Consider the following 13,502-nt stretch of genomic DNA (forward strand, 5'->3'; position numbering starts at 1 on the left):
GCCGCGGCCGCCCACGCGCGGGCGACCGCCAGCGGATGCACGGCGTCGTCGGTGGCGGCCGCCAGCCCCAGCGGCACCGCGAGCCCCGCGAGTTCGTCGGTCGTCGGCGCGGTGTAGGCGGCGGCCTGCGCCATCGCGTCGGCCAGTCCTGGGCCCAGCCCGGTCCACGATCGCGTGAGCTCGTCGGCCAGCCACCGGGGGCTCGACGCCCGCATGCTCGCGATGGTCGCCGCCAACCCGTCGGTGCGCAGCACCCCGGCGGTGTGAGTGGCGGCGTGAGCCGCGGGCGCCCCCGCGGGCGGCCCGGACCACGCCGGCAGGGCGGCGAGCACGCCGAGGGCGCTCCCGGGGTGTCGCAGCGCCCACTCGGCGGCCACCGCGGCGCCGATCGAGATGCCGCCGACGACGATGGTGCCCGCCCGCGCGGCGACGTCGAGTGCCTCCCGGTAGCCCTGGATCAACCGGCCGGGTTCCGGTACCGGTGTCACCACGGAGGCGCCCAGGGCGTGCAGTGTGGGGGAGAACACACGGGCGACGTAATCGTCGTCGGATCCGGTGCCCGGCAGGAGAACCGCCGTGGTTCCACGCAGATTCAGTGGCATCCGACGATCGTGCCGCGTTTGGTGGCGCCATGCGTCGGCAACACCCCATGGGCGTCGTGGCATCTCGCAACGAAGAGGTCTACCGTGGCGTGGGTTGGGGCGGGTCCACGGTGGATCCGCCGAAGCGGTCAGGAGAGACCATGGCTACGGCCGAAGGTTATCTGCGTCGTCTCACCCGTCGGTTGACGGAGGACCCAGAGCAACTCGACGTCGAGGAACTGAGCGACGAGGCGGCCCAGACCGGCGCGCAGCGCGCGATCGACTGTCATCGCGGTCAAGAAGTGACGATGGTGGGCACGCTGCGGTGCGTGGAGACGGCCGCGAAGGGCTGCGCGGGCGGTGTCCGCGCGGAACTGTTCGACGGCACCGACTCGGTCATGCTGGTGTGGTTGGGGCAACGACGCATTCCCGGCATCGAATCGGGTCGCACGCTGCGGGTGCACGGCAGGCTCGGCACCCTCGAGAACGGTGACAAGGCGATCTACAACCCGCACTACGAGATCCAGAAGTGACCCGTCCCGACGACGGGACCCAGCAATCCGACGGCGCCGGCACCGAGGCAGCGGGCGGTGCCGACGCAGCAACCCCCGCGAGCAAGCTCGACCCGCAGGCCGTGCTGGCCCAGATGGGCGGCATCAGCGGGCTGATCTACTCCTCGCTCCCGGTGCTGGTGTTCGTGCCGGTGTCCTCGTTCTTCGGCCTGGTCGCTGCGATCTACTCGGCCCTGGGGGTCGCCACGGCGATCCTGCTGTGGCGGCTGTTCCGCCGCGATTCGGTGCAACCGGCCATCTCGGGGTTCTTCGCCGTGGGCGTCAGCGCGCTGATCGCCTACGTGGTCGGTGAGTCCAAGGGCTACTTCCTGCTCGGCATCTGGTCGTCGCTGGTCTATGCGGGCGTGTTCACGCTGTCGGTCGTCGTGCGGCGGCCGCTGGTGGGCTATGCCTGGGGGTGGGTCAACGAGAAGAACCGTGGGTGGCGCGACGTGCGCTCGGCCGTGCTCGCGTTCGACGTCGCCACGCTGGTCTGGGCCGCGGTGTTCGCCGCGCGCTTCGTGGTGCAGAACCGGTTGTACGACGAGGACCAGACCGGTCTGCTCGGCGTCGCCCGCATCGCGATGGGGTGGCCGCTGACCGCGGTGGCCGCGCTGGTCACCTATCTCGCCATCCGCAAGGCGCAGCAGGCGCTGCGGGACCGCGACCCCGACTCCGGTGATGGCCACGCGACCGCCACGGCGACCACCGACTGACGGGCCCGCCGTCGACCGCACGGTGATCGCCGTGGCGATCCTGGCGTCGTTCGTGGCCTTCCTCGACGGTTCGGTGGTCAACCTGGCGTTGCCCGCGATGGCCGTCGACCTGGGCGGCGGCGTCACGCTGCAGCAGTGGGTCGTCGACGGCTACCTGCTGACGCTGGGGGCGCTCATCCTGGTCGCGGGTGCCATCTCCGACGAGTACGGCAGGTTGCGGGTGCTGCGATTCGGGGTGCTGCTCTTCGCGCTGGCGTCGGTGCTGTGCGCGGTGGCGCCGACCGGTTGGCTGCTGGTGGCGGCGCGCTGCCTGCAGGGCATCGGTGCGGCGTTCCTTGTACCGAGTTCGTTGGCGTTGCTCAACGCCCGGTTCTCCGGTGCGGCGCGGGCCGGCGCCATCGGAACGTGGACCGCGTGGACGGGTACCGCGTTCGTGGTCGGCCCGCCGCTGGGCGGCGTGCTGGTCGACGTGCTCGATTGGCGCTGGGTGTTCGGCATCAACGTGGTGCCGCTGGCGGCCACGCTGGTGCTGATCGCGCGGTTGCCCGCCGAGGCAGGTCGCCCCGGCGAGCACCGGCGCATCGACGTCGTCGGCGCCGCGCTGGGGGCGGTCGGGCTGGCGGGCACGGTGTTCGCGCTCATCGAGCAGCAGCGGCTGGGGCCGACGCACCCGGTGGTGTGGGTGACGGCGCTGGTGGGGGTGGTGTGCCTGGTGGCGTTCCCGTGGTGGGAGACCCGGGTGACCCATCCGATGATGCCGCCCGCATTGTTCGCGGTGCGCAACTTCGCGGTCGGCAATCTCGCGACGGTGTTCCTGTACGCCGCGGTGTCGTTGGGCACCCTGGTCGTCGCCCTGTTCTTGCAGGAGGTGGCCGGGATGTCGGCGGCGCAGGCCGGGCTGGCCACGCTGCCGCTGCCGGTGCTGTCGTTCCTGCTGGCGCGGCGGTTCGGCACGCTCGCGGGCACCTACGGTCCGCGGTGGTTCATGGCGGTGGGTCCGCTGGTCGCCGCGATCGGGTTCCTGCTGCTGCGTACGGTCGCCGAGCCGGTCGACTTCTGGACCCGGGTGCTGCCCGGTCTGGTGGTGTTCGGTCTGGGGCTCACGATCACGGTCTCGCCGCTGACGGCGGCGGTGCTGTCGGCCGTCGACGAACGTCAGAGCGGCATCGGGTCGGCGGTCAACAACGCGACGTCGCGGGTTGCCGGGCTGATCGCGATCGCGTTCATGGGGATGCTGGTGGGCGGGGCGGTCGACGTCGACGGCTTCCGGCGCGTCGCGACCGTGGTGGCCGTGCTGTTCGCGCTCGCCGGGCTGGTGTCGGCGGTGGGGATCCGCAACACCGGCATTCCGTCCGTGGCCTCCGACGCGACGGCCCGCTGCCACGATCGGGCGTCCCCGCCCCCGGCGCCGGTGTCGGTCTCGAAGCGCCGCGGGTCGCGTTAGCGGCTCACTCGGTGCGCAGCACGAGGCTGCGCAGCTGCTCCTCGACCTCGGCCACCGCGACGAACAGCAGCTCGTCGCCGCCTTCGAGCGGTTCGTCGTCCTCGGGCACGATGACGCGGGAGCCGCGCAGGATGGTCACCAGCGACGCGTCGCGCGGCAGTTCGAGCCGCTTGACGGCCTTGCCGCCCCACGGGGTGTCGTCGGGCAGGGTGATCTCGACGAGGTTGGCCTGGCCCTTGCGGAAGCTCATCAACCGCACCAGGTCGCCGACCGAGACGGCCTCCTCGACGAGGGAGGCGAGCATGCGGGGCGTGGACACGGCGACGTCGATGCCCCAGTTCTCGTCGAACAGCCACTCGTTGCGCGGGTCGTTGACGCGGGCCACGACGCGCGGGACGGCGAACTCGGTCTTGGCCAGCAGGCTCAGCACGACGTTCGCCTTGTCGTCGCCGGTGGCGGCGATCACGACGTCGAATTCCTGGAGCTTGACCGCCTCGAGCAGGCTCAGTTCGCAGGCGTCGCCGAGGCGCCAGCGGGCGGCGGGGATGGCGTCGACGTCGACGTGTTCGGGGTTGCGTTCGAGCAGCGTGACGTCGTGCGAGTCGACGAGTTCGCGTGCGATGGACCGGCCCACGGCGCCGGCTCCGGCGATGGCGACCTTCACGGGACCCTCCTCACTGGTCGTCGTCGACGTCTTCGGCGGGCGGCAGGGCCGAGATCGCCATGGCCTCGGCGACGTGGCCGCTGACGGCTGCCAGGTACACCTGGTCGCCGGCCTGGATCACGGTCTTCTTGTCGGGCAGCAGCCCGCTGCCGAACCGGATGAGGAACGCGACGCGCCCGCCGGTCGCGGTCTCCAGCGCGGTCACGCGGTGACCCGCCCACTCCTCGTGCAGCGGCAGTTCGGCGACGCCGACGTTGCCGGACGGGTCCCGCCACTTGGTGGTCTCGGTCTCGCGGGTGAGCACGTTGAGCAGTCGGTCGGTGGTCCAGGGCACGGTGGCCACGGTGGGGATGCCGAGGCGCTCGTACACGGCGGCGCGCTTGGCGTCGTAGATGCGGGCGACGACGCGCTCCACGCCGAACGTCTCGCGGGCGACACGCGCGGAGATGATGTTGGAGTTGTCGCCGGAGGAGACGGCGGCGAAGGCGCCTGCCTCCTCGATGCCGGCGCGGATCAGCACGTCCCGATCGAACCCCATGCCCAGCACGCGTTCGCCCGGGAACTCGGGCGAGAGCCGGTGGAAGGCGGTGCCATCTCGGTCGATGACGGCGACCTCGTGGCCGATGCGCGCCAGTCCGTCGGCCAGCGACGCGCCCACGCGGCCGCATCCCATCACCACAACACGCACGTGCGGGTCCTTCCTGCGGAGTCGAAACAGATGGCTCGATCCACCCTGCGCACGACGAACGGTACAGCCATGCGGACGCGCGCGAGGGTTGGGCATACCCTTGGCACTCGTGTCCAAGCTCGCGACCGTCACTCGCCGACTGGTGCTCGGTACGCCGTTCCGCAGTGACAAGCTCGCACACACGCTGCTGCCCAAGCGCATCGCGTTGCCGGTGTTCGCCTCCGATGCGCTGTCGTCGGTGGCCTACGCGCCCGAGGAGATCTTCCTCGTGCTGTCGGTGGCGGGCCTGACGGCGTATTCGCTGACGCCGTGGATCGGCCTGGCCGTGGCGGCCGTGATGCTCGTCGTGATCGCCAGTTATCGGCAGAACGTGCACGCCTACCCCTCCGGCGGTGGCGACTACGAGGTGGTCACCACCAACTTGGGCCCGACCGCGGGCCTGACGGTGGCCAGTGCGCTGATGGTGGACTACGTGCTGACCGTCGCGGTGTCGATGGCGTCGGCGATGTCGAACATCGGGTCGGCGGTGCCGTTCATCGCCCAGCACAAGGTGCTGTTCGCGGTGGCGGCGATCGTGATCCTGGCGGCGCTGAACCTGCGCGGCATCCGGGAGTCCGGGACGGCGTTCGCCGTACCCACCTACGCGTTCATGGTCGGCATGTTCATCATGCTGTTCTGGGGGTTGTTCCAGATCTTCGTGCTGGGGCACCCGCTGCGGGCCGAGTCGGCCGGATTCGAGCTGCGGGCCGAGAACAGCGATCTGATGGCGTTCGCCATGGTGTTCCTGGTGGCCAGGGCCTTCTCGTCGGGGTGTGCGGCGCTCACCGGCGTCGAGGCCATCAGCAACGGCGTGCCGGCGTTCCGCAAGCCGAAGTCGCGCAACGCGGCGACGACGCTGCTGTTGCTGGGCGGCATCGCGATCACGTTGTTCATGGGCATCATCCTGCTGGCCAAGGAAACCGGCGTGAAGATCGCCGAGCACCCCGGCGAGCAGCTCATCGGGGCACCCGCGAACTACCACCAGAAGACGCTGATCGCGCAGCTGGCCGACGCGGTGTTCCACGACTTCCCCCTGGGCCTGTTCCTCATCGCCGGCGTCACGGCGCTGATCCTGGTGCTGGCCGCCAACACCGCGTTCAACGGCTTCCCGGTACTGGGGTCGATCCTGGCGCAGGACAGCTTCCTGCCTCATCAGCTGCGCACGCGTGGCGACCGGTTGGCGTTCTCCAACGGCATCCTGTTCTTGGCGGCGGCGGCCATCGCCTTCATCGTCGCGTTCCAGGCCGAGGTCACCGCGCTCATCCAGCTCTACATCGTGGGCGTGTTCGTGTCGTTCACGCTCAGCCAGATCGGCATGGTGCGGCACTGGACGCGCCTGCTGCGGGTGGAGACCGATGCCGGTGAGCGGGCCCGGATGCATCGTTCGCGGGTGATCAACACCATCGGCTGCGTGTGCACGGCGTCGGTGCTGCTGGTGGTCATCGTGACCAAGTTCCTGGCCGGCGCCTGGATCGCGATCCTGGCGATGGGCGCGCTGTTCGTGATCATGAAGATGATTCACCGGCACTACGCGAGCGTGCGCCGCGAACTGGCCAAGGCCGACGCGGATCTGGGCGACGACGTGGTGCTGCCCAGCCGCAACCACGCCATCGTGCTGGTGTCGAGTGTCGCGCTGCCCACCAAGCGGGCGCTGGCGTACGCCCGCGCGACGCGGCCGGATCAGCTGGAGGCCATCCACGTCAGCATCGACGACGCCGAGGCGCGCGAACTCAAGACGCGGTGGGAGGAATCGGACTTTCCGTTGCCGCTCAAGGTGATCGCCTCGCCGTACCGCGACATCACCCGTCCGGTGCTGGACTACGTCAAGCGCATCACCAGGGACGCGCCGCGCACCGTGGTGACGATCTTCATCCCCGAGTACGTCGTGGGGCACTGGTGGGAGCAGGTGCTGCACAACCAGAGCGCGCTGCGGCTCAAGGGCAGGCTGCTGTTCGAACCGCAGGTCATGGTGACGTCGGTGCCGTATCAGCTGAATTCGTCGGAGCGGCTGAAGGACCTGGCGCCGAAGTCAGCGCCCGGCGACGCGCGGCGGGGGTTCCTCGATTGAGCGGGCTCCTCGAGCTGACGGTCGGCCCACCCGCCAACGGCGGCAGCTGCGTCGCACGCCACGACGGCCGAGTGGTGTTCGTGCGCGGGGCGCTGCCGGGTGAGCGGGTACGCGCCGCGGTCACCGACGAACGGGCCAAGCACTGGCATGCCACCGCCGTCGAGGTGCTCGACGCGTCACCGGATCGCATCGATTCGCTGTGTCCGATTGCGGCAGAACACCATTCGGGGTGTTGCGACCTGGCCTTCGTCGCGCCGGAGGCGGCGCGCCGTCTCAAGGGCGAGGTGGTGGCCAACCAACTGGGCCGGCTCGGCGGTTTCGCCTGGTCCGGGGCCGCCGAGGCGCTCGACGAGGACGTGCTGGGGTGGCGCACCCGGGTGCGCCTGGACACCGGGTCCGACGGGAGGGCGGGATTCCACCGCTATCACAGCGCGGAGTTGGTCACCGACCTGCGGTGTGCCCAGCTGCCCGCGGGCATGCTCGACGGTCTCGACGACGTCCGGTGGCAGGCTGGGGCCCAGGTGCACGTGGCCGTCGACGACGACGGCGCCCGGCACGTCGTGCGCACGGGCCCGGAGAAGGGGCCGCACGCCACGGAGGTGGTCGAGGGGCAGTACGAGGCCACCCAGCGTGTGGGGGAGCGGGCGTGGCACGTGCCGGTCACCGCCTTCTGGCAGGCGCATCGGCGAGCGGCGGTGGCGTACAGCGCGCTGGTCGGGCAGTACGCGGCGGCCGAGCCGGGGATGACCGCGTGGGACTTGTACGGTGGCGCAGGGGTTTTCGCGGCGGTGCTGGCCGAGGCGGTCGGCGAGACCGGGCAGGTGGTGAGCGTCGACACGTCCAGGGCGGCGGCGCGTGCCGCCCGGGCCACGTTGGCGGACCTCCCGTGGGTGCGCGTGCAGACCGACTCGGTGCGCCGGGCGCTGTCCGCGCGCCGCGATCCCGCCGACGTCGCGGTGCTCGATCCGCCGCGCACGGGGGCGGGTCGCGACGTCGTCGACCTGCTGGCCGCGGCGGGAGTACCCAGGATCGTCCACATCGGTTGTGAGGCGGCGTCATTCGCGCGCGACGTGGGGCTCTATCTGGGGCACGGCTACCGGGTGGAGACGGTGCGGGTGTTCGACTCGTTCCCCCTGACCCACCACGTGGAGTGCGTGGCGGTGCTGCAGCGCGCCTAGCCCGTCGATGTTCGTCCCGGGACGCGCCGCCGGTGGGCATACTGCATGGCGTGAGCGTGGACGAACTGGACCGCAGGATCATCGGCGCGTTGCAGGTGGACGGGCGGGCGTCGTGGCGGCGCATCGCCGAGGTGCTCGACGTGCCGTTCTCCACCGTCATCAGGCGCGGCTCGGCGCTGCTCGCCTCGGGCGCGGTGCGCGTGATCGCGCTGCCCGGGCAGATGCAGACCGCGATCATCGAAGTGAGCACGGTGCCACAGCGTTTCGAGGACGTGGCCCGCGCGCTGGCCCAGCGCGCGGACACCGTGTTCGTGTTCGCGCTGAGCGCGCCGGCGCGCATCATCATCGAGGAGCAGCACGTCGACGACGACGCCCTGGCCAGGACGGTGCTCGACGAGTTGCCCGCCATCGACGGCGTCACCGGCGTCACGGCGGCGCCGATCCTGGCCTACTACCGCACGCTCACCACGTGGATGCCGGGGCTCATCACGCCGGCGGAGGTGGCCGCCCTGAAGCCGGGCTTCGGCACCGTCGCGGCGACGGGGACGCCCATCACCTCCGAGGCCGATCGCGACGTCTACGAGGTGCTCGCCGGCGATGGCCGGGCAGGCATCGCCGACATCGCGGCGCGCGTCGGGCAGTCCGAGGCGGCGGTGCGTCGTCGGGTCGCGGCCATGGTGGGCAGCAAGGTCGACGTGCGGGCGCTGGTCGCCCCGCGCACCTTGGGTCTGAACGTCGCGGCGATCTGCTGGATCCGCGTGGCTCCGAACGCCGTCGACGCCGTCGCCGAGCAGGTGCTGGAGTCGCCGCTGGTGCGGTATGCGGCGATGACCATGGGCGATCACCAGTTGATCGTCGACGTCGCGGTGCCCACGCTGCAGGACCTGCGGTCGTTCCTCACCCAGCAGCCGTGGGCGAGCGCGGTGGAGTCGATCCGCACGTCGCCGGTGTTGGCGGCCTACAAGCGCAGCGGGGTGGTCACTGCCGAGCGCTAGCGCGTCTGCGTCAATGGTTCATCTAGCGCGTAAGTGGCCACACAATGAACTGAAATCTCCTCCAAAGTGTTCACAATGACTCATCTCGGCTCTAGTATGGCCTGAGTCACGTGCACTGGGCACCGTGACGTGACGGCGAGGAGCGGCGCACGGTGGATGGCTCGACGGACCTGGCGGCACTCCCGGCGGCCCGGCAGGCAGCGCTGGTGGCAGCGGGGACGGCGTCGTGCCTCGAGCTGCTCGAGGCGCACCTCGCGGTGATCGCTGAGCGCAACGAAACGCTGAACGCCGTCGTGACGCTCGACGCCGAGGGGGCCAGACGGCGTGCGGCGGCAGCCGACGCGGTACCCGCGGACCGCAGGGGTCCGCTGCACGGGCTGCCGATCGCCGTCAAGGACACCGCGCAGACCGCGGGCATGCGGACCACGTTCGGCCATCCGATGTTCGCCGACAACGTGCCCGAGCGCGACGACGCGCACGTCGCGCGCATCCTGGCGGCGGGCGCGGTCCTCGTCGGCAAGACCAACGTCCCCGAGTTCGCGGCCGGGTCGCACACCGTCAACCGGGTGTTCGGCGCCACCCGCAACCCGTTCGACCCCGGTCGGTCGGTGGGCGGCTCCAGCGGCGGGGCCGCCGCGGCGCTGGCCAGTCACATGATCCCCATCGCCGACGGCAGCGACATGGGCGGATCGCTGCGCAACCCGGCGGCGTTCTGCGGGGTGGTGGGTCTGCGGCCCACGCCAGGACTGGTCCCCAACACCGACGAGCGTGACGCCGTCAACCCACTGGCCACCAACGGCCCGCTGGGTCGTACGGTGGGCGACGTCGCGTTGCTGCTGTCGGTGATGGCCGCCCCACCGGCCCACGACGCGTTCGCCGGGGGCGTCGACGCCGGCAGGCTGCGCGCGCTGCGACCGCGCGAATTGCGCGGGCTGCGCGTGGCTTTCGCCCCCGACCTCGGCGGGCGCGTGCCGGTGGACGCCGAGGTCCGCGACGTCGTCGAGGCGGCCGCCGCCACTCTCGAGCGGGCGGGTGCGTACGTCGAACCGGCCTGCCCGGACCTCGACGGTGCCGACGAGGCGTTCCGCACGCTGCGGGCGGCGGACTTCCACGCCTCGTGGGGTGCGTTGCTGCACCGGCATCCCGACGCCTTCGTCGACTTCCTTGCCGCCAACATCGCTGCGGGGGAGAGCCTCTCGGCCGACGACGTGATGCGGGCCTACGCGGAGCTGACGCGGCTGACCCAGGGCGCCCGCCGGTTCTTCGGCGACTACGACTTGATCGTCGCGCCCGCGACCCAGATCCCCCCGTTCCCCGTCGAGTGGGATTGGCCCCGCACGGTCGACGGCGTGGCGATGGGTGACTACCTGGAGTGGATGCGGGCGGCGTGGCTGTTCACCCCGCTCGGCATCCCCGGGCTGTCGCTGCCGGGTGGGCGCACCGCGTCCGGTCTGCCCGTCGGCGTGCAACTGCTGGCGGGCCCGGGGCGCGACGTCGCGCTCCTGGAGATCGCGGCGTCGTGCGAAGGGGCGCTTGCCCATTCGGCCAATCAACGGAAGGGATCCGCGGCATGAGTTCTCCCGACACGTCGTCCGGCGCACCAGGCTCCGGGGACGCCTTCGTCCCCGAGGCCGACCGCATCGGCCGCATCGCGACCCCGGCCCGAGTGGCCGCCGCGTGCGTGCCGATCCTGCTGATGGTCCTCACCCCGCTGCTGCCCTTCGCGACGACGCCGACGCTGTGGTTCGGGCTGCCCGCGGTGCTGGTCTGGGTGGCCGGCACCGTGGTGCTGTCCGTCGCGGTCCTGCAGGTGATCGACCGTGGCATCGCGCGTCAGAGCGCGGCGGCGGACGGAGCGGGCCGGTGACCGCCATCATCGTGGCCGGCATCGTGGCGATCGGCGTCATCGGGTTCACCGGGCGGCGGCGGCGCGACCTCGCCGGCTGGACGGTGTCCGAACGCAACTTCCCGCGGTGGACGTCGTGGTTCCTGCAGGCGGGGGAATCGTTGACGACGTTCAGCTTCCTGGGTCTGGCGGGCATCGCGTTCGCCGGCGGCGTGAGCGCGTCGTTCGCCGTCTGCTACCTCACCGCCAGCGTCATCGGGCTCTACTTCGTGGGGCCCCGCATCCGCGATCTCGGTGCGGCCCACGGCTACCTGACGATGTCGGACTTCTTCCGCGACCGGTACGGTTCGCGCGCGCTGAGCGTCGTCGTCGCGGTGGTCGGTGCGCTGTTCCTGGTGCCGTACCTCGCGCTGCAGATCACCGGTCTGGGCCTCATCGTCGAGCTGGCCACCGGGTCGTCGGAGGCCCGCGGGCTGTCCATGGTGCTCGCGAGTGCGCTGGTGGTGGTGTTCGTGGGCTGGGCGGGCATCCACGGCATCGCGCGGGTGGCCGTGTTCAAGGACGTCGGCATGCTCGCGGCGCTGGCCATCGTGGCGGGCGCGGTGGTGCTGGCCGCGGGCGGCTTCCCGGAGGTGTTCGCCAAGGTGGCCTCGGCCAGCGACGTGCTGTTGACCACGCGGGCCCCCGGGTATGACGCCACGTTCTTCGTCACCGCCGTGCTCGTCACCACCATCGGCTCGAGTTTCAACGTGTTCCCGCACCTGTGGCCGCCGGTCTTGGCGGCCGAGAGCGGCGCGACGCTGCGGAGCAACTACAAGTGGCTCGGGGTGTACCAACTGCTGCTGTTCCTGCCCATCACCGTCGGGCTGGCGGCGGTGCTGCTCATCCCCGCCGACACCCCCAACAACGAGGTGCTGTTCACCGTCAGCCGGGTCGCGATGCCCGAGTGGTTGGTGGCACTGATCGCGGTGTGCGGCGCCGCTGCTGCCATGGTGCCCGCGGCGGCCATCGCGATGGGCATCTCGACGCTGCTGGCCAACAACGTCTGCCACGGGGCGTCCGAGCGCACGCGCTTTCGGCTCAACCGGGTGTTCGTCGTGCTCGCCTTGGCGGCGGCGCTCTGCTTCAGCCTCGCCGGCGCCGACATCGGCGCGCTACTGCTGCTGACCTACGGCGGGCTGACCCAGCTGGCGCCGGTCATCGCGGCGGCACTGTTCCGGCACGTGCCCATCAGCGCGGCGGCCGCGATGAGCGGCACCGTGGTGGGCACGCTGATCGTCGTCGTGATCACGTTCGGCGAGATCCCCATCGGCAGTTGGGATTCCGGGCTCATCGCGCTGGGGCCCAACCTGCTCGTGCTGGCCGTCGTCGAGCTGGTGGTGCGGGGCCGCGGTGGTCAGCGGTCGGGCTGGAACACGTCCGGGATGCCGTCGAAGTCGTCGTCGCGCTCCTCGGCCTCCACGATCCGGCGGTAGTGCCGGTTGCGGGCGCGCAGCACGACGGCGGCCAGCGTGGCCGCCAGCAGCGAGCCCGCCAGCACGCCGACCTTGACGTGCTCGCCGTGCGCGGAGCCCTCGCCGTAGGCCAGTTCCCCGATCAGAAGCGAGACGGTGAACCCGATGCCCGCGAGCATGGAGATGCCGAGCACGTCGACCCAGCGCACGGATTCGTCCAGGGTGGCCCGCGTCACCCCGGCGAGGATGCGGGTGGTGCCGAAGATGCCGACGGCCTTGCCGACGACGAGGCCGCACACGATGCCCAGCGCCACCGGATCGGCGAGCGCCGTCGCCAGGCCGCTGACGCCGCCGACGGTGACCCCGGCGGCGAAGAACGCGAACACCGGCACGGCGATGCCCGCCGAGATGGGGCGGATGCGGTGTTCGAAGTGTTCGGCGAGGCCGGGCCCGGCGTCGGGGCCGCCGGCGGCGGCGCTGCGCACGACGGGCACGGTGAAGCCCAGCAGCACGCCCGCCACGGTGGCGTGGATGCCGGATTCGTGCACCAGCACCCAGGTGGCGACGGCGAGCGGCAGCAGGAGCAGCGGCGTCCGGATGCGGCGTTGCACGCAGATGGCGAACAGCGCCAGCGGCACCAGTGCGGCGGCCAGCGCGCCCGCGTGGATCTCGGTGGTGTAGAACACCGCGATCACGGTGATCGCCAGCAGGTCGTCGACGACGGCGAGCGTGAGCAGGAACGTGCGCAGCGCGGCGGGTAGGTGCGTCGAGATGACGGCGAGCACGGCCACCGCGAACGCGATGTCGGTGGCGGTGGGGATGGCCCAGCCCGTCAGCGCGTCGTCGTCGGCGCCGACCGTGAACGCGACGAAGATCGCCGCGGGCACGATCATGCCGCCGACGGCCGCCGCGATCGGCAGCGCGGCTCGGCTCGGGTCGCGCAGGTCGCCGGCGACGAACTCGCGTTTGAGTTCCAGCCCCACGACGAAGAAGAAGATGGCCAGCAGCCCGTCGGCGGCCCACGTCCCCAGCGAGAGGCTCAGGTGCAGCCCGAGGACGTCGGTGCCGACCTTCGTGTCGCGCAGGGCGTCGTAGGCGTGGGCCCACGGCGAGTTGGCCCACACCAGCGCGCACACCGCGGCGCCCAGCAGCAGGGCCCCGCCGACGGTCTCCTTGCGCAGGATGTCGGACACCCGTGAGGTCTCGGGCCAGGACCCGCGGCTGAACAGCGCGCGGCGCACGTCACGAGGTCGTTTGGATGGCACGGGGTCCCCTTCT

Annotated in this window: 13 protein-coding genes; 9 read left to right on the forward strand and 4 right to left on the reverse strand. The window is 71.4% G+C overall.

All coding sequences use genetic code 11. The features are described from left to right. Window positions 1–602, reverse strand: a 602-nt coding sequence (locus AC30CM_RS19230) for an alpha/beta hydrolase (RefSeq protein WP_490118506.1), incomplete at its 3' end; no start/stop codon positions are given. 140 nt (window positions 603–742) lie between these two features. Here AC30CM_RS19230 and AC30CM_RS19235 point away from each other — a divergent pair. The 3 genes from AC30CM_RS19235 to AC30CM_RS19245 all read left to right on the forward strand — a co-directional run bounded on the left by AC30CM_RS19235 (window position 743) and on the right by AC30CM_RS19245 (window position 3,292). Next, entirely contained in the window at window positions 743–1,114 is a 372-nt protein-coding gene (locus AC30CM_RS19235) for an OB-fold nucleic acid binding domain-containing protein (RefSeq protein ID WP_490118507.1), read from the forward strand. Window positions 1,115–1,227: 113 nt separating this feature from the next. Beyond that, the gene (locus tag AC30CM_RS19240; RefSeq protein WP_490118552.1) at window positions 1,228–1,848 is read left to right on the forward strand and encodes a DUF3159 domain-containing protein; all 621 of its coding nucleotides are present in this window, start codon (window positions 1,228–1,230) and stop codon (window positions 1,846–1,848) included. 31 nt (window positions 1,849–1,879) lie between these two features. Next, window positions 1,880–3,292 carry an MFS transporter gene (locus tag AC30CM_RS19245; protein WP_490118508.1) on the forward strand — a complete coding sequence of 471 codons (1,413 nt, stop codon included), beginning with the start codon at window positions 1,880–1,882 and terminating at the stop codon, window positions 3,290–3,292. Between the two features lie 4 nt (window positions 3,293–3,296). Here the strand turns inward: AC30CM_RS19245 and AC30CM_RS19250 are convergent, their stop codons facing one another. Beyond that, the gene (locus AC30CM_RS19250) at window positions 3,297–3,956 is read right to left on the reverse strand and encodes a potassium channel family protein (protein WP_490118509.1); all 660 of its coding nucleotides are present in this window, start codon (window positions 3,954–3,956) and stop codon (window positions 3,297–3,299) included. 10 nt (window positions 3,957–3,966) lie between these two features. After that, window positions 3,967–4,644: a potassium channel family protein gene (locus tag AC30CM_RS19255; protein WP_490118510.1), complete on the reverse strand. Its 678-nt coding sequence runs from the start codon at window positions 4,642–4,644 to the stop codon at window positions 3,967–3,969. Window positions 4,645–4,744: 100 nt separating this feature from the next. Here AC30CM_RS19255 and AC30CM_RS19260 point away from each other — a divergent pair, with 100 nt between their 5' ends. The 6 genes from AC30CM_RS19260 to AC30CM_RS19285 all read left to right on the forward strand — a co-directional run bounded on the left by AC30CM_RS19260 (window position 4,745) and on the right by AC30CM_RS19285 (window position 12,245). Beyond that, complete coding sequence (locus tag AC30CM_RS19260; protein ID WP_490118511.1) at window positions 4,745–6,751, forward strand: APC family permease; 2,007 nt, start codon at window positions 4,745–4,747, stop codon at window positions 6,749–6,751. Beyond that, window positions 6,748–7,929 carry a class I SAM-dependent RNA methyltransferase gene (locus AC30CM_RS19265; protein WP_490118512.1) on the forward strand — a complete coding sequence of 394 codons (1,182 nt, stop codon included), beginning with the start codon at window positions 6,748–6,750 and terminating at the stop codon, window positions 7,927–7,929. Before AC30CM_RS19260 ends, AC30CM_RS19265 begins: the two co-directional genes overlap by 4 nt. 50 nt (window positions 7,930–7,979) lie before the next feature. After that, window positions 7,980–8,924 (forward strand): Lrp/AsnC family transcriptional regulator, encoded by a 945-nt coding sequence (locus tag AC30CM_RS19270; RefSeq protein WP_490118513.1) that lies wholly within the window; start codon window positions 7,980–7,982, stop codon window positions 8,922–8,924. 152 nt (window positions 8,925–9,076) lie between these two features. Further along, window positions 9,077–10,498 (forward strand): amidase, encoded by a 1,422-nt coding sequence (locus AC30CM_RS19275; protein WP_490118514.1) that lies wholly within the window; start codon window positions 9,077–9,079, stop codon window positions 10,496–10,498. Beyond that, window positions 10,495–10,791 (forward strand): hypothetical protein, encoded by a 297-nt coding sequence (locus tag AC30CM_RS19280; protein WP_490118515.1) that lies wholly within the window; start codon window positions 10,495–10,497, stop codon window positions 10,789–10,791. Before AC30CM_RS19275 ends, AC30CM_RS19280 begins: the two co-directional genes overlap by 4 nt. Continuing rightward, window positions 10,788–12,245, forward strand: a complete 1,458-nt coding sequence (locus tag AC30CM_RS19285) for a sodium:solute symporter family protein (protein WP_490118516.1) — start codon at window positions 10,788–10,790, stop codon at window positions 12,243–12,245. The genes AC30CM_RS19280 and AC30CM_RS19285 overlap by 4 nt, the downstream gene beginning before the upstream one ends. Here AC30CM_RS19285 and nhaA read toward each other — a convergent pair. Beyond that, window positions 12,167–13,489 carry a Na+/H+ antiporter NhaA gene (nhaA, locus tag AC30CM_RS19290; protein WP_490118517.1) on the reverse strand — a complete coding sequence of 441 codons (1,323 nt, stop codon included), beginning with the start codon at window positions 13,487–13,489 and terminating at the stop codon, window positions 12,167–12,169. The two genes, AC30CM_RS19285 and nhaA, sit on opposite strands and share 79 nt — an antisense overlap. Between the last annotated feature and the right edge of the window lie 13 nt (window positions 13,490–13,502).

The sequence above is a fragment of the Mycobacterium sp. DHQP2018-32-09 genome, assembly GCF_058148405.1.